This is a genomic window from Enterobacter sp. SA197 (assembly GCF_054131575.1).
This window is the reverse complement of record NZ_CP096393.1, coordinates 4586936-4602626: the sequence shown is the minus strand read 5'-3', so window position 1 is coordinate 4602626 and position 15691 is coordinate 4586936. Positions and strand designations below refer to the sequence as shown.

Genomic DNA, 15691 nt, shown 5'->3' with positions numbered 1-15691 from the left:
TTTCTTACCCGTCAGAATTAACCCGAAATGACTTCCAGTTGCAGAAAGGCGAGGTCTTTTTTCCGCAACACCAGATTCACGCGCCGGGTTTCGATATGAACGGGATCACCAAGCGGTGCCACACGAACCACATTGAAAGAGGAGCCGGGTAACATTCCCAGGGAAAGCAGTTTCTGGCGCCAGGCCGGACTGATTTCGCGTGAGAAGCCCGTTATTTTCCACGAACTGTCTGGTGAGAATTGCATAGGACCTACTTATCTTTATCGCACGTTTTGTTGTTGTCTGGCGGATGAAAACATTGGAAACCAGACGCGTTGCTGGCGACGGCATTCATACTGACCAGAGCGACCAATGATAATGAGAATAGTTTTTATCATCACTTATTAAACCGCGATAAAAGACGGAGTGAAATCATAATTCGTCGCATCGTTGACGTGGCGCAAAATTTTTTTAATTTTCGCACTGGCTATAAGGACTTAAAAATTATGAATTAATACGTATATTTATTTCGTCATCTTAATGTTTAATTAAGCATTAACGTTATTGTCTTGTTAATAGATTTCCCTACAATTATTCAGGAAATAAAATAATTCTAATCACTGATGAGTTATTTTGAAGAGTTACACCGGCAGCAGGCCACTGTTTAATGAAAGGCGAGATTTGGGTGAGAGTTTATCAGTTCATTTTTTTGAATAATGAACGGTCGGGGAGACCCCTCCTGAAAAGGAGGGGTGATTGATTAGCGTTTTTTACCCATTGCAGCTGCCAGCGCATCCATCATCGCGCTGTTTCCGGCGGGCTGTGCGTCTCGCCCGCGAGGTTTGGCTGCTTTTGCCGCCGGTCGAGCCTGATCACGCCCACCGCCATTGCTGCGCCGTGCGCTGGTTTCACCAGGTTGTTCATCCAGACGCATGGTCAGGGCAATACGTTTGCGCTGCAAATCCACTTCCAGCACCTTCACTTTGACGATATCGCCCGCTTTAACGACGGTATGTGGATCGTCGACAAACTTATCGGCCAGTGAAGAGATATGCACGAGGCCATCCTGATGTACGCCAATATCAACAAAGGCACCAAAGTTAGTAACGTTGGTTACAGCGCCTTCAAGAACCATGCCCGGCAGCAGGTCGTTCATGGTTTCCACGCCGTCAGCAAAGGTGGCGGTTTTAAACTCAGGGCGTGGGTCACGGCCTGGTTTTTCCAGCTCTTTAATAATGTCCGTCACCGTAGGAAGTCCGACATGCTCATCGGTGAAATCCGCTGGACTGAGTTTGCGTAGTTCGCTGCTGTTGCCCATCAACTCGCGCAAGGATTGTGCGGTTACCGCCAGGATGCGCTCCACCACCGGGTAGGTCTCCGGGTGTACCGTGGAGGCGTCCAGGGGGTTATCGCCGTGGTTGATCCGCAGGAAGCCGGCGCACTGTTCAAACGCTTTTGGCCCCAGCCGGCTGACTTTAAGCAGCTGCTGTCGGTTCCGGAACTGACCGTTTTCGTCACGCCAGGAGACAATATTCTGCGCCATCATCCGGGTCAGACCGGCAACGCGCGTTAACAACGGGACGGAAGCTGTATTCAGGTCCACGCCCACGGCGTTAACGCAGTCTTCGACCACGGCATCAAGCTTACGGGCAAGCTGTGTCTGGCTGACATCATGCTGGTACTGGCCGACACCGATGGATTTCGGATCGATTTTCACCAGTTCTGCCAGCGGATCCTGTAGACGACGGGCGATAGAGACGGCACCACGCAAAGAGACATCAAGGTCCGGGAACTCCAGTGCCGCCAGCTCAGAGGCAGAGTAGACGGAGGCCCCGGCTTCGCTGACGATCACTTTCTGCCCTTTAACCTGCGGGAACTGTTTTTGCACATCAAGGTAGAAACGCTCGGTTTCACGTGACGCCGTGCCGTTGCCGATGGCAACGAGTTCAACGTTGTGTTTCTCACACAGGGCCGCGACCACGGCGGCGGCTTTCGCGGCCTGGCCGGTATGGGGATAAATGGTGTCGGTAGCAACCAGTTTGCCGGTGGCGTCAACCACCGCAACTTTCACCCCGGTGCGCAGGCCCGGATCGAGACCCATAGTGGCACGCAGCCCGGCAGGGGCCGCCATCAGCAGATCGTGCAGATTGCGGGCGAAGACGTTAATTGCTTCCTCTTCCGCGCGTTCGCGTACCGTACCCATTAATTCGGTTTCAAGATGCATTAGCACTTTGATGCGCCAGGTCCAGCTCACCACGCCTTTGCGCCAGCCGTCTGCCGGGGCATTATTCAGACGCAGGCCAAGATGTTCGCTGATGATGTGTTCGCCCTGGCTCTCTTTGGGCGGCTCGTCAAATTGAGGGTCGGCGTTCAGTGAGAGCTGCAAAATGCCTTCGTTACGTCCACGGAACATGGCCAGCGCGCGGTGAGACGGGACGGTGGCGACAGGTTCGTGATGGTCGAAATAGTCGCGGAACTTCGCCCCTTCCTCTTCTTTCCCGCTGACTACGGTGGAGACGAGGTGGGCATTTTTCCACAGATAATCACGCACTTTGGCCAGCAGCGTGGCGTCCTCAGCAAAGCGCTCCATCAGGATATAGCGCGCGCCATCAAGCGCGGCTTTGCTGTCAGCCACGCCCTTATCGACATCGATAAATTTCGCGGCTTCGGTTTCAGGATCGTGCGACGGGTCGTTCCAGAGCAGATCGGCCAGCGGTTCGAGGCCAGCTTCAATCGCGATTTGCCCGCGCGTGCGGCGCTTCGGTTTAAAAGGCAGGTACAGGTCTTCAAGCTCGGTTTTGCTCAGCGTACCGTTAATCGCTTTCTCCAGCGCCTCCGTCAGCTTACCCTGTTCGCCGATAGATTTAAGAATGGCCTGGCGGCGATCCTGCAGTTCACGCAAATACCCCAGACGTGTCTCCAGATTACGCAGTTGCGTGTCATCCAGACCGCCGGTCACTTCCTTACGATAACGTGCAATAAACGGTACGGTGTTCCCTTCATCGAGCAGACGAACGGCAGCGTCAACCTGTTCAGCACGCGCCTGAATTTCACCGGCGATAATGCGGCAGAAAGAATCATTCATCATGGATTTTGCTTCATCCGAGTAAAAAATTAAGGGACAGTTATACGGATTGACCAGCAAAAATGCCAGCCATCGGCAGGGGCTTCAGATTGTTCCTGCTCATTTTACGTAGGTTATCTCGTTCACATACCAGGTCGCTTCCCCGGCAGGCGTGTTGACCACGGCTACATCGCCAACCTCTTTTTTCAGCAACGCGCGGGCCATCGGAGCGTCAATGGAGATGTAATCCTTGCGACCAAAGATTTCGTCGTAACCGACGATACGAAAACGCAGGGTGTTGCCGTCATCGTTTTCAATCTCAACCCAGGCACCAAAAAAGACTTTGCCTTCCTGCTGCGGGGAGTAATCGACGATTTTCAGGTTTTCGAGGCACTTCGTCAGATAGCGCACCCGGCGGTCGATCTCGCGCAGGCGCTTTTTGTTGTACTGATAGTCGGCATTCTCGCTGCGGTCGCCAAGGCTTGCCGCCCAGGTGACTTTTTTTGTGACTTCCGGGCGCTCCTGTCGCCAGAGGAAATCCAGCTCCTGTTTCAATTTGTCGTAGCCTTCACGGGTAATCAGCGGCGTTTTCATTTTCCTGCCTTATTCTTTATTCATCGTTGTCTTTACAAATTAACGCCCTAAGGTGCGGATTAATCATCATTTATGTGATGCTATATGCATATAAGCTACTGTTAAATATGCTTTGTAACAATTTCGACTAGAATTTATACCAGATTTCGCTGGTTGTTAACGTGCACTTTTTTAGAATACGTCATCATAATTGTCGGAACCTTTGGGAGTAAAAACAATGCAAGAGAATTATAAAATCCTGGTCGTGGATGACGACATGCGCCTGCGTGCCTTGCTTGAACGTTATCTCACCGAACAAGGCTTCCAGGTTCGTAGCGTCGCCAATGCTGAACAAATGGATCGCTTGCTGACGCGTGAGTCTTTTCATCTCATGGTTCTTGACCTGATGTTACCGGGCGAAGATGGTCTCTCTATCTGCCGCCGTCTGCGCAGTCAAAGCAACCCAATGCCCATCATTATGGTGACGGCAAAAGGGGAAGAGGTAGACCGGATTGTGGGGCTTGAAATCGGGGCGGATGACTACATTCCAAAACCGTTCAACCCGCGTGAACTGCTGGCCCGTATCCGTGCCGTACTGCGCCGCCAGGCCAACGAACTGCCGGGCGCCCCTTCTCAGGAAGAAGCGGTGATTGCCTTCGGTAAATTTAAGCTCAACCTCGGCACCCGCGAAATGTTCCGCGAAGATGAGCCGATGCCGCTGACGAGCGGTGAGTTTGCGGTGCTGAAGGCCCTGGTCAGCCACCCCCGTGAACCGCTTTCCCGCGACAAGCTGATGAACCTGGCCCGTGGTCGTGAGTACTCCGCAATGGAACGCTCAATCGACGTACAAATCTCCCGCCTGCGCCGCATGGTGGAAGAAGATCCGGCCCATCCACGCTATATCCAGACCGTATGGGGTCTGGGCTACGTCTTCGTGCCGGACGGTTCTAAAGCATGAGGCGAATGCGCTTCTCGCCGCGAAGTTCGTTTGCCCGCACGCTGTTATTGATTGTCACCTTGCTGTTTGTCAGCCTGGTGACAACCTACCTCGTGGTGCTGAACTTCGCGATTTTGCCCAGCCTCCAGCAGTTTAATAAGGTGCTTGCTTACGAAGTCCGTATGCTGATGACCGATAAGCTGCAACTGGAGGACGGGACGCAACTTGTCGTTCCTCCGGCGTTCCGGCGTGAAATTTATCGTGAGCTCGGCATCTCGCTTTATTCGAACGAAGCCGCCGAAGACGCGGGTTTGCGCTGGGCGCAGCATTATGAATTCTTAAGCCAGCAGATGGCGCAGCAGTTGGGGGGCCCGACGGAAGTTCGCGTTGAGGTTAACAAAAGTTCGCCAGTGGTCTGGCTGAAAACCTGGCTCTCACCCAATATCTGGGTTCGTGTTCCGCTTACCGAAATCCATCAGGGCGATTTTTCGCCGCTGTTCCGCTACACCCTGGCCATCATGCTGCTGGCGATTGGCGGGGCATGGCTGTTTATTCGAATACAAAACCGGCCTCTGGTTGACCTTGAACATGCGGCGCTTAAGGTGGGCAAAGGCCATATTCCACCGCCGCTGCGTGAGTATGGTGCGTCAGAAGTGCGCTCCGTCACCCGTGCTTTTAATCAGATGGCCGCAGGGGTGAAGCAACTGGCTGACGATCGCACGCTGCTGATGGCGGGGGTGAGTCACGATCTGCGCACGCCATTAACACGTATTCGCCTTGCGACTGAAATGATGGCCGAAGAAGACGGCTATCTCGCGGAATCGATCAATAAAGATATCGAAGAGTGCAACGCCATTATCGAGCAGTTTATTGATTACCTGCGCACCGGGCAGGAGATGCCGATGGAGCTTGCTGAACTTAACGCGGTGCTGGGCGAGGTGGTTGCAGCAGAAAGCGGCTATGAGCGGGAAATTGAGACAGCGCTGAATGAGGGGGATATCCAGGTGCGCATGCATCCGCTCTCCATTAAACGTGCCTTAGCCAACATGGTGGTTAATGCTGCCCGCTATGGTAATGGGTGGATCAAAGTCAGCAGTGGTACTGAACTCAATCGCGCCTGGTTCCAGGTTGAGGATGATGGGCCGGGGATCAAACCTGAGCAACGGAAACACCTTTTCCAGCCTTTCGTTCGTGGTGACAGTGCCCGCAGCACCAGCGGTACCGGCCTTGGGTTAGCTATCGTGCAGCGTATTATTGATAATCACAACGGTCTGCTTGAGCTGGGTGTCAGTGAGCGAGGCGGGCTCTCTATTCGTGCCTGGTTGCCGATCCCGGTCACGCGAATCAGCGTACAACCTAAAGACAATGCCTGAAAAAAACCCGCCATCCGGCGGGTTTTGTTTAACGCGTGTTGCAAAATTACAGTCTGGGACCGGCGCTCACCAGTGCGGCTCCTGCGGCGGTGTCGGTGTACTTCTCAAAGTTACTGATGAAAAGTTTCGCCAGCTGCGTGGCTTTCTCCTGCCACTGTTCTGGTGACGCGTAGGTGTTTCTTGGATCGAGGATCCGGGTATCTACGCCGGGTAATTCCGTCGGGATAGCCAGATTAAACATCGGCAGCGTAAAGGTTTCAGCCTCGTCCAGCGCGCCATCAAGAATCGCGTCAATGATCGCCCGCGTATCCTTAATGGAGATACGTTTACCCGTACCGTTCCAGCCGGTGTTAACCAGATAAGCCTGCGCGCCGACAGCTTGCATTCGTTTTACCAGCACTTCGGCGTATTGCGTCGGGTGCAACGACAGGAACGCTGCGCCGAAACAGGCGGAGAAGGTCGGAGTAGGCTCAGTGACGCCGCGTTCGGTGCCCGCTAATTTCGCCGTAAAGCCAGACAGAAAGTGATATTGCGTCTGGTCTGCGGTTAAACGAGACACCGGCGGCAACACGCCGAAGGCATCCGCGGTGAGGAAGATGACCTTAGTGGCGTGTCCTGCTTTTGACACGGGTTTAACGATGTTGTCGATGTGATAGATAGGGTAAGAGACCCGGGTGTTTTCGGTTTTAGAGGCATCATCGTAATCAATGCTACCGTCGGCACGCACGGTCACGTTTTCCAGCAGCGCATCGCGACGAATGGCGTGGAAGATATCCGGTTCTGCTTCTTCAGACAGCCTGATGGTCTTGGCGTAGCAGCCACCTTCGAAGTTAAACACGCCGTCATCGTCCCAGCCGTGTTCGTCATCGCCAATCAGCCGGCGCTTCGGATCTGTAGAGAGCGTGGTTTTGCCCGTGCCAGAAAGACCAAAGAAAACGGCCACATCGCCCTTCTCGCCCACGTTCGCAGAGCAGTGCATTGAGGCAATACCCTTGAGCGGCAAAAGGTAGTTCATGATTGAGAACATCCCTTTTTTCATCTCGCCACCGTACCAGGTGCCGCCAATAAGCTGGATGCGCTCGGTGAGGTTAAATGCCACAAAGTTTTCCGAGTTCAGCCCCTGCTCTTTCCATAAGGGGTTGGTGCATTTTGCGCCGTTCATGACGATGAAATCGGGTTCGAAATCAGCGAGTTCTTCAGGGGTAGGACGGATAAACATATTTTTCACGAAGTGTGCCTGCCAGGCCACTTCAGTGACAAACCGTACGGAGAGACGGGTATCGGGGTTTGCCCCGCAAAAGGCGTCAATGATGAACAGACGTTTACCGGAGAGCTGGCGGGTCACAAGGCCTTTAAGATGTTGCCAGGTTTCGGGTGAGAGCGGCTTATTGTCGTTCTTACCTTTGCCTTTGTCGGACCACCAGACGCTGTCGCGCGTGGTGTCATCGCGGACAATATACTTATCTTTCGGCGAGCGACCAGTGAAAATACCGGTGTCGACGGCGACCGCACCTGAATCGGTTAACACGCCTCGCTCGTAGCCTTCGAGGTCATCCCTGAGCTCTTCCTGAAACAACGTATCGTAGTCGGGGTTGTAAACGATATCCTGAACATCGTTGATACCATAAGCCTTGAGCTCCTGCGGGGTTAAATCTTTAACGCGCATGTCACTTCTCCTTAGCCAATATGTACTGCCTGAAATTGTAGGGTTGTTATCCCGTCCCTGACCGCGACACGGCTCATAGATTTACGCATCTCGACGAACCCTTAGCGATGTAAAACACTGTGATATCCGTCATGAAACGAGACAGATTCTGGCAATGATAGCCATTATGATCGGGAAAATGTTATTAAAGCGACATAAAGCGATATTTTAAACGGTGAGATTGTGACTGTAATCGCTTTCATGAAAGAAAATTACGTAAGCCTTTCATAAACTATTTTAGCGGAAACGTGACGCGTCAGACAAAAATGCCACCGCGAGGGTGGCACCTGAAGACGACTAAAGATGAAGGATTAATGCACTTGCGGATCGGCAGGGGAGGCGTTGTTGCGGATTTCTGCGATGTCCATAGAATTAAAGAGGTAATGGTTACCACAGTAATCGCAGTTCATATCAATCTCACCCTCTTCAGCAAGGATGCTGTCGACTTCTTCATCCGGCAGCGTTTTTAAGGCATCTGCGCAGCGCTCGCGGGAACAGGTGCATTTAAACTCCACGTCCTGCGGATCGTACAGGCGAACTTCTTCATCGTGGTAAAGGCGATGCAGCACTTCTTCTGCCGCCAGCGTAAGGAGTTCGTCTGCTTTAATGGTTTCCGTCAAAATGGCCAAATGCTCGAAATCTTCCGCCTGGGTTTCCTGAGCAGGGAGCACCTGCAACAGCATACCGCCCGCAGCAGGCGTGCCTGCGACCTCACCGGTGCGAATAAACAGGCGCGTCGGCAACTGCTCAGAGCGCAGGAAATAGTCTTCCAGACAGGCGGCCAGGGTATCGCCTTCCAGACCGACAACGCCCTGATAGCGTTCACCTTCTTCAGGCGTAATGGTGATAACCAGATAACCATTACCTACCAGCGTTTTCAGATCAGCGCCTTCAGGAATCTCGCCCTGTACGCGGGCTACGCCACGCATTTGCTGGCGGTTGTTGCCATTAATCACCGCCAGGCTCATCGGGCCATCACCCTGCAATTGCACCGTGATATCACCCGCAAACTTCAGCGTCGCCGTGAGCAGGCTGGTCGCAACCAGCAGCTCACCCAGAAGCGTTTTCACCGGCAAGGGGTAATTGTGATTTTCCAGCATCTGTTTCCAGGTTTCCGAGACGGTTACCAGTTCGCCGCGCACGGCGTAGTTTTCAAACAGATAGCGGTGTAGTTGGTCATGTTGAGCCATAATTTTCTCTCTTGCAGGTGCGCACTACTGGCTGTCACCGTGTTTAAATTTCATCAGGTCGCGGCGTTCTTTCTTATCCGGTCGACGGTCAGGATGAGGCATGGTCAGCGCATTCAGTTTACGTGCCTGCGCCATTTTTTCCCGCTTCTCAATGCTTTCAGCCGTTTCTTCATAGAGCAAAACAGCCTCCTCTGCGGGACGTCGCTGTTCAGTAATGCCCTTAATGATCACCGTGCGTTCATCGTTTCCCTGGCGAAGGGTCAGGGTGGCATTCAGTTCGACGGTTTTACTCGGCTTGCTACGCTGGCCGTTGTAATGCACTTTGCCGCCTTCGATCATGTCACGAGCCAGGGCACGCGTTTTGTAAAAGCGCGCGGCCCAGAGCCATTTATCCAGTCGGACGTCCTGCGCGGGCTGTGGTTTCATTACCTCTCCTTCTCGCTGAGCGAGGGAATCAGGTGGCGATAATCGTTCATGCCGGGATGGCGCAGATAGGTTTTATCTGCAAGCCCGGAGTCAGGGTTGGTCACCCCAAGGCAGTAACGAATACCAAATTTTGCGGCGGCATCCAGAATCGGTTCGCTGTCATCAATAAACAGCGTGCGTTCAGGATCCAGGCCTGTTTCGTCTACTACGCCCTGCCACAAACGCTGATCCTCTTTGGGATAACCAAATGTGTGGGTGGAAAGCAATAAATCAAGGTGTGCCGCAAGGCCGGTATGCTCAAGTTTCACGGCCAGGTTGTGCGGATGCGCATTGGTTAACAGGATGCGTCTCTTACCGCATTTTTGCAGCGCATCCAGAAAGGGCACGGTATCTTCACGTAGCACGGCGCGTGGCCCTTGTTGCGTTGTCATCGCACAGATATCGAGCCCCAGACGTTCACTCCAGAAATCCAGACAGTACCAGTTTAGCGTATGCTGCACCGCGTGATATTCCTTGCGAATAATGGCCTGTGCTTCGGTTGCGGTGATCCCTTCCTTTGCGCCGAACGTCTCTGGAACCAGCGTCTGCCAGAAGTAATTGTCAAAAGCGAGGTCGAGCAGCGTACCGTCCATGTCCAGCAGGACGGTGTCCACATCCCGCCAGTCAATATCAAAATGCATAGGCAACTCCAGCCAGAAGGAAAATGCGCGCCAGATTACCACACCCGACGCGCATCCGTTTTATCAGGTCAGGCTATCAGGAGCGGAGATCAGCGTGGGATTCAGACAATTTTCATAATATTGCTGAATATCCGCAAGGCGTGAGCGGTTGCGTTGGTAGCGGCGGATGGCCAGGATGCCGTTATAGAGTGTACAAACCACCATTGCCAGCAGTAAGAGGGTGGTGCTGACATAACGCCACAGACCAGATGCATCCGGAATGCGATGAAGGCTGATATGGCGTGTACCATTCGCGTCCGTGGAGATATTGGTGATAATACCCTCGGCACTGAACGGTGTGCGCATGAGCATTTCAGCTAAGCGCTGAAATTCTTTCCATTGTTCGGTAGCAGGGTAGTCATAGAGCGCGACCGGGGGATAGGGTTGATCGACCAGTTCGCTACCTTCTTCACTAACAATGATAAAACCACCTGGTGCCGGACTATTGAGCGACTGGGCCGCCCGCGCGGTTTCCCGCTGAATAAAGGGGGCGGTGGAGGTGGTTATCAGATTATCGAGTGATTCGGCGCTAACGGGCCGCAACAGGACATTAACGCCCGTCAGTCTACCCGCGCTGGCGCGTGAGGTCAGCGTATCCCAGTCTTTACTATTCCCCAGATTAACGAGTGCATTTTTAAGACGCAGGCAGTCGTCATCTGCGGCACAAAGCTGCTGGGTTTTCAGCACAATTTCTGAGAAGTCATCTAACAACACCATGCCAGATTTCTGAATTGCCGTACGCAAAGCCGGACTTACCCGGGAGTCGTCCTCAGGCTTGGGGTGCAACTGGCGGTTGACGGCCTGCACCAGCGCGGTGGCTTTGTTGACGGTTTCAGACTCTGGCAGGGGCAATGGCGGCGCATCGTTCCAGATAATCTGTGAACAGTCGAACGGCGCAAAAGGTGAGCTTTGACGTGATGTCCAGCTACCGGTGGCCGGAATACTACACATGCCAGTGCTGTGAATGCGCAGCGAATCGCCCACACGCAGGCCGGCAGACTCAAGCTCACTCACTTTTGTGGCTTCAAGCGTTTGTGCCCCCTTGATCCAGGAGAGGGTGAACTTAATGGGCATATCCAGCGGTACCCAAACCAGTAGCATCACCAGCACGACCAGTGCGCCCAGCGCAATGACCGCGCTGCGGACCCAGTGTTGTATCGGGAAATGGGTAACTTCATCGTGAAGGGAGAGAAAACGTCCCTGACGCACGACATGACGGTCCAGGTAGATATCAATATCGCTTTGCTGACCCAGATCCTGGGCGATGAAGGGCTGCCAGTGGCGTGGATAGATTAAATCAATGATTCCCAAAGAGATATTATTGATTTGCTCCTGATCGTTTTCACCAAACAGACCCCAGCGTTTAGGAGTGCCACGCAAACAATGTATTTCCCGCAGGGCATTTTTAGCCGGTGGGGCAAACATGCCCCACATGCCTGCGGCGAGAAGGAGAATGCCCCCTCCGGCAAGCCAGATAACAAACACTTCTGGCGTGACAAGGCATAAAAAGAACAGGACAAACGATGTTGCGATAAGCAAGGCTTCGCGCATACCATCCGGGCGACCGAGCGCATATTCTTGCGGGGTTTCATGGCGAATATTGAGCAACTCAATTTGCTCTGTCTCTTCACCGCGAATAGCAGAATGCGTTTTCTGCACACGCTCAGGCATCAGCCCCTGCTCGTCATACCGCGATTCACTCAGCGTATGACCATTGAGCGAAATCACCAGCGGCAGAGTATCCGTGCGAATCAGCTCAACACTGTTCTCATCGGTAATGTACTGTTCCCAGAAGGGGGGCAAATGCACTTCTACGGAGTCGAGATAGTAACGCCATTTGTTTGGCGCATCCGTAGTAATGCCGTAGCGGGTGATGGCCTGAGTGAGGTGGATAACCGTATTACTTTGAGGATTTAACGCCAGAGAGACTGGCGCGGTGGTCGCGCCTGTCGGGCCTGGCGCCTGACGGGTACGGGAAAGGGCTTCCAGATAGCTTTCAACGGCGTTGCGCTCTTCCGGGGTTAATTTACGCGTTGTCGCACCTGCAAAAGCCTGAAGGTGTGGTAAACGAAATCGCCGCTGCGATCTCATCCGGTACACCCACCCAATGGCAAGTGCTAAGGCCAGCATAGCAGCGAAAAAAATCAAAATGGTGCTCATGCTTTCCCCATCTTACTTTTAGCAGCAGGTGTAGTCAGTCGCACCTTTTCCCATCAATATTATCAGTTTAATCAACATGTTAATAGGTGAAATCATATTCTTAATGTGTTAGTGCTTCACAGCCTTTGAAAGGGTAGCAAAGTGCTCACATAGCGAATATCAGCAAATTCCTGGAATTATTTCAACCTCTTGACTTTTAGGTTTATTTGGTCAATGCATAGAGTAAGGTTGCGAAAATGTAAATGCCTGGCAAATGACATTGCTCAAGTGCGGTAGTGTGTCGCACAATAATGTCAGTATTCTCTGGAAAGACCGATAATAATGAGCGAATCACTGCAAAAGCCCACCATTCTCAGTGTTGAAACCGTGGCCTCTTCACGACTATTTAACGTTGAAAGTGTGGATCTGGAATTCAGTAATGGTGTACGTCGCGTTTATGAACGTATGCGCCCCTCCAACCGCGAGGCGGTCATGATCGTGCCCATTATCGACGATCATATAATCCTTATTCGTGAATATGCGGTGGGAACTGAATCTTATGAGCTGGGATTTTCCAAAGGGCTGATAGACCCCGGCGAAAACATGTATGAGGCAGCAAACCGCGAGCTCAAAGAAGAGGTGGGGTTTGGCGCTAATGAACTGACCTTCCTGAAAAAACTCAGCATGGCACCCTCATACTTCTCCAGCAAAATGAACATCCTCTTGGCAGAAGACCTCTATCCCGAATCGTTGCCGGGGGATGAGCCGGAGCCGCTACCGCAGGTTCGCTGGCCGCTGGCCCATTTAATGGATCTGCTGGAAGAGCCTGATTTTCACGAAGCCCGTAACGTCAGCGCGCTGTTCCTCCTCCGGGAGTGGCTGAGAGGCCAGGGCAGGCTATAAAAAAAGGCGCTTATCGCGCCTTTTTTGTCAGAAGAGTTCGTGGGTCTCACCGTTATCGATGATGGTCGTGCCCACCTCATGCACCGCCTGCTGGGTCGGTTGTGTACCTTCGATAAAGTATTCCTGGCGACTACTGCCACCACTGGCCAACTGACCGGTGCCTCTGTCAATGTTCACTGTCACAATACCTGGCGGCGGCGTGAGAGGGTCTTCTGGCACCCCGTCTAACACTGCCTGCATGTAGGCATCCCACGCTGGTTGCGCACTCTTGGCCCCGCCTTCATAACCGGAAATCTGATCTTTAATCGCACCTGAGGCCGTCGTGCGCCCCAGATCACGGCGATGATCGTCAAAACCAATCCATACCGAGGTAACTACGCCCGGACCATACCCTGAGAACCAGGCATCCTTCGAGCTGTTAGTGGTGCCGGTTTTACCGCCAATATCGCTACGTTTCAGATCCCGGCCCGCGCGCCAGCCCGTACCCTGCCAGCCGGGCTCGCCAAAGATATTACTGTTAAGCGCACTTTTGATTAAGAACGCCAGTGGCGTATTGATAACGTGCGGCGCGTACTCCTGCCCACCGCTTCTGGCGACCAGATCCTGATTCGCTTGCTCCAGTTGAGGCATTGGGACGCCGGAATTTGGCTGCTCCTGAGAGGTCGCCACGTTTTCCATATCTTTATTTTCAAGCACGTTGGATTTTGGCGTATCGCCATAAATCACAGGAATATCGCAGTTCGCGCAGGCGATTTTGGGCCTGGCTTCAAATAGCACCCCACCCTGATCGTTCTCGATTTTGGTAATGAAATAGGGATCAACCAGGAACCCCCCGTTTGCCATCACCGCATAGCCGCGTGCGACCTGCATCGGGGTGAATGAAGCGGAACCCAGCGCCAGCGATTCGGTATGCACAATGTTCTGTGCCGGGAAGCCGAAACGCTGCAAATACTCTGCTGCGTAATCGACACCCATTGCGCGCATTGCTCGTACCATCACTACGTTTTTTGACTGCCCCAGTCCCTGACGCAGACGAATCGGCCCGGCATACTCGGCCGGGGAGTTTTTGGGCTGCCAGTCAGAACCCGCACCGGCATCCCAGCGGGAAATCGGAACGTCATTCAGAATACTTGCCAGCGTCAGGCCTTTATCCATCGCCGCGGTATAAAGGAAGGGTTTTATGTTGGAACCCACCTGACGCAACGCCTGAGTCGCACGGTTAAATTTGCTCTGATTAAAGTCGAAACCGCCAACCAGCGCCAGCACCGCACCGTCATGTGGATTAATCGACACTAATGCAGAATTGACATCGGGCACCTGCGCCAGCCACCAGTTTTCATTTACCGGGCGCACCCAGATTTGCTGGCCTGTCTGCACAACGTCAGTGACTTTACGAGGTGTCGGGCCTTGCTGTGTGTCAGAACGGTAAGGCCGTGCCCAGCGCATGCCTTCCATATGTAAGGAAACCGAAGTGCCATCCGCTAACATCGCCATCGCTTCCTGCGGATTTGCTGCGGTGACAACCGCAGGCTCTAACGGGCCATAAGAGGGGAGGCCTTTTAGCGACTCGGTAATTTTCCTGCTGTCCCATGCGGTTTCGCCCGGCTTCCACAGCACATTTGAAGGACCGCGGTAACCGTGTCGCATATCGTAATCCATCACGTTATTACGCACGGCAGCTTGCGCGGATTGCTGCACTTTACGGGTGATGGTGGTGTACACCCGATAACCATCTTCATAGGCTTTTTCGCCGTAGCGGGTCATCATTTCCTGACGCACCATCTCGGAGAGATAAGGGGCAGAGAAGGCGATTTCCGGGGCGTGATAGTCAGCATCAATGGTATCCGCACGGGCCTGATCGTATTGCGTCCTGGTGATATAGCCTTCACTAAGCATACGGGACAACACAACGTTACGTCGCGCGGTTGCCCGGTCCAGCGAATAGAGGGGGTTAAAGGTGGACGGTGCTTTAGGCAAGCCAGCAATAACCGCCATTTCACTCAGGGTTAGCTTATCTGCAGGTTTACCGAAATAGACCTGTGCAGCCGCCCCGACACCATAAGCCCGGTAGCCGAGATAAATTTTGTTCAGATAGAGTTCGAGAATCTCATCTTTCGTCAGGAGCTGTTCGATACGGATCGCGAGAAAAACTTCCTTAATTTTACGCAGCAGGGTGCGTTCAGGACTGAGGAAGAAGTTACGCGCCAGCTGCTGAGTAATGGTACTGGCACCCTGAGACGCATGACCGGAAAAGAGTGCCACGCTTGCCGCACGAAATATCCCAACCGGGTCGACACCATGATGCTCATAAAAACGGCTGTCTTCAGTGGCAATAAACGCCTTTACCATTTCTGGTGGGATTTGGCCCAACGTCAGCGGAATTCGTCGCTTTTCCCCATATTGTGCAATCAGTTCGCCATCAGCGCTGTAGACCTGCATCGGAATTTGGAGACGCACGTCTTTGAGCGTGGCGACATCGGGTAGCTGTGGCTCGATGTACTTGTATAAGCCATAAATCGAACCTGCTCCCAGCAGAATGCAAAAGACTGCAAGGATGAATAAATACTTTACGAACTTCACCGGAGGATTCCCATTTAGTTTCATTTGGGCAGTTTATAAACAACCGCGCGGTAGTATAAATGCAAGCCTGATGCATTGATAGAGCAGTTATCTCTCGCAACGA

General features: G+C 53.0%; 12 protein-coding genes. 3 read left to right on the top strand and 9 right to left on the bottom strand.

From position 1 onward, the window contains the following. Positions 1–17: 17 nt before the first annotated feature. From feoA to greB, 3 genes are all read right to left on the bottom strand, one after another. A complete protein-coding gene (gene feoA, locus M1D91_RS21645; RefSeq protein ID WP_437432787.1) occupies positions 18–245 on the bottom strand; it encodes a ferrous iron transporter A in 228 nt (75 codons plus the stop codon). Between the two features lie 494 nt (positions 246–739). Beyond that, positions 740–3067 (bottom strand): Tex family protein, encoded by a 2328-nt coding sequence (locus M1D91_RS21640; RefSeq protein WP_437432788.1) that lies wholly within the window; start codon positions 3065–3067, stop codon positions 740–742. A gap of 96 nt (positions 3068–3163) precedes the next feature. Continuing rightward, a complete protein-coding gene (gene greB, locus M1D91_RS21635; protein ID WP_437432789.1) occupies positions 3164–3637 on the bottom strand; it encodes a transcription elongation factor GreB in 474 nt (157 codons plus the stop codon). A gap of 217 nt (positions 3638–3854) precedes the next feature. On the opposite strand from greB, the gene ompR reads away from it, so the two are divergent. Next, on the top strand, positions 3855–4574 hold the full coding sequence (gene ompR / locus M1D91_RS21630; protein WP_001157751.1) for an osmolarity response regulator transcription factor OmpR: 720 nt from the start codon (positions 3855–3857) through the stop codon (positions 4572–4574). After that, positions 4571–5926 carry a two-component system sensor histidine kinase EnvZ gene (gene envZ / locus M1D91_RS21625; protein WP_437432790.1) on the top strand — a complete coding sequence of 452 codons (1356 nt, stop codon included), beginning with the start codon at positions 4571–4573 and terminating at the stop codon, positions 5924–5926. The genes ompR and envZ overlap by 4 nt, the downstream gene beginning before the upstream one ends. A gap of 46 nt (positions 5927–5972) precedes the next feature. Here envZ and pckA read toward each other — a convergent pair whose 3' ends face one another. From pckA to M1D91_RS21600, 5 genes are all read right to left on the bottom strand, one after another. Then, the gene (gene pckA, locus M1D91_RS21620) at positions 5973–7592 is read right to left on the bottom strand and encodes a phosphoenolpyruvate carboxykinase (ATP) (RefSeq protein ID WP_437432791.1); all 1620 of its coding nucleotides are present in this window, start codon (positions 7590–7592) and stop codon (positions 5973–5975) included. Positions 7593–7942: 350 nt separating this feature from the next. Next, positions 7943–8821, bottom strand: coding sequence for an Hsp33 family molecular chaperone HslO (gene hslO / locus M1D91_RS21615; RefSeq protein WP_437432792.1), 879 nt, complete (start codon positions 8819–8821; stop codon positions 7943–7945). Between the two features lie 24 nt (positions 8822–8845). Continuing rightward, positions 8846–9247 (bottom strand): ribosome-associated heat shock protein Hsp15, encoded by a 402-nt coding sequence (hslR, locus tag M1D91_RS21610; protein WP_437432793.1) that lies wholly within the window; start codon positions 9245–9247, stop codon positions 8846–8848. After that, entirely contained in the window at positions 9247–9927 is a 681-nt protein-coding gene (yrfG, locus tag M1D91_RS21605; protein WP_437432794.1) for a GMP/IMP nucleotidase, read from the bottom strand. The genes hslR and yrfG overlap by 1 nt, the downstream gene beginning before the upstream one ends. A 63-nt stretch (positions 9928–9990) precedes the next feature. Continuing rightward, complete coding sequence (locus M1D91_RS21600) at positions 9991–12126, bottom strand: intracellular growth attenuator family protein (RefSeq protein WP_437432795.1); 2136 nt, start codon at positions 12124–12126, stop codon at positions 9991–9993. A gap of 321 nt (positions 12127–12447) precedes the next feature. On the opposite strand from M1D91_RS21600, the gene nudE reads away from it, so the two are divergent. Further along, positions 12448–13008: an ADP compounds hydrolase NudE gene (nudE, locus tag M1D91_RS21595; protein ID WP_437432796.1), complete on the top strand. Its 561-nt coding sequence runs from the start codon at positions 12448–12450 to the stop codon at positions 13006–13008. Between the two features lie 27 nt (positions 13009–13035). Here the strand turns inward: nudE and mrcA are convergent, their stop codons facing one another. Next, entirely contained in the window at positions 13036–15588 is a 2553-nt protein-coding gene (gene mrcA / locus M1D91_RS21590) for a peptidoglycan glycosyltransferase/peptidoglycan DD-transpeptidase MrcA (protein WP_437432797.1), read from the bottom strand. Between the last annotated feature and the right edge of the window lie 103 nt (positions 15589–15691).

Bases quoted from the DNA above. Each gene is read 5' to 3' on its own strand.
- nudE (WP_437432796.1), top strand. From the start codon at position 12,448: ATGAGCGAATCACTGCAAAAGCCCACCATTCTCAGTGTTGAAACCGTG.
- pckA (WP_437432791.1), bottom strand. From the start codon at position 7,592: ATGCGCGTTAAAGATTTAACCCCGCAGGAGCTCAAGGCTTATGGTATC.
- yrfG (WP_437432794.1), bottom strand. From the start codon at position 9,927: ATGCATTTTGATATTGACTGGCGGGATGTGGACACCGTCCTGCTGGAC.
- feoA (WP_437432787.1), bottom strand. From the start codon at position 245: ATGCAATTCTCACCAGACAGTTCGTGGAAAATAACGGGCTTCTCACGC.
- greB (WP_437432789.1), bottom strand. From the start codon at position 3,637: ATGAAAACGCCGCTGATTACCCGTGAAGGCTACGACAAATTGAAACAG.
- hslR (WP_437432793.1), bottom strand. From the start codon at position 9,247: ATGAAACCACAGCCCGCGCAGGACGTCCGACTGGATAAATGGCTCTGG.
- M1D91_RS21640 (WP_437432788.1), bottom strand. From the start codon at position 3,067: ATGATGAATGATTCTTTCTGCCGCATTATCGCCGGTGAAATTCAGGCG.
- envZ (WP_437432790.1), top strand. From the start codon at position 4,571: ATGAGGCGAATGCGCTTCTCGCCGCGAAGTTCGTTTGCCCGCACGCTG.
- ompR (WP_001157751.1), top strand. From the start codon at position 3,855: ATGCAAGAGAATTATAAAATCCTGGTCGTGGATGACGACATGCGCCTG.
- M1D91_RS21600 (WP_437432795.1), bottom strand. From the start codon at position 12,126: ATGAGCACCATTTTGATTTTTTTCGCTGCTATGCTGGCCTTAGCACTT.
- hslO (WP_437432792.1), bottom strand. From the start codon at position 8,821: ATGGCTCAACATGACCAACTACACCGCTATCTGTTTGAAAACTACGCC.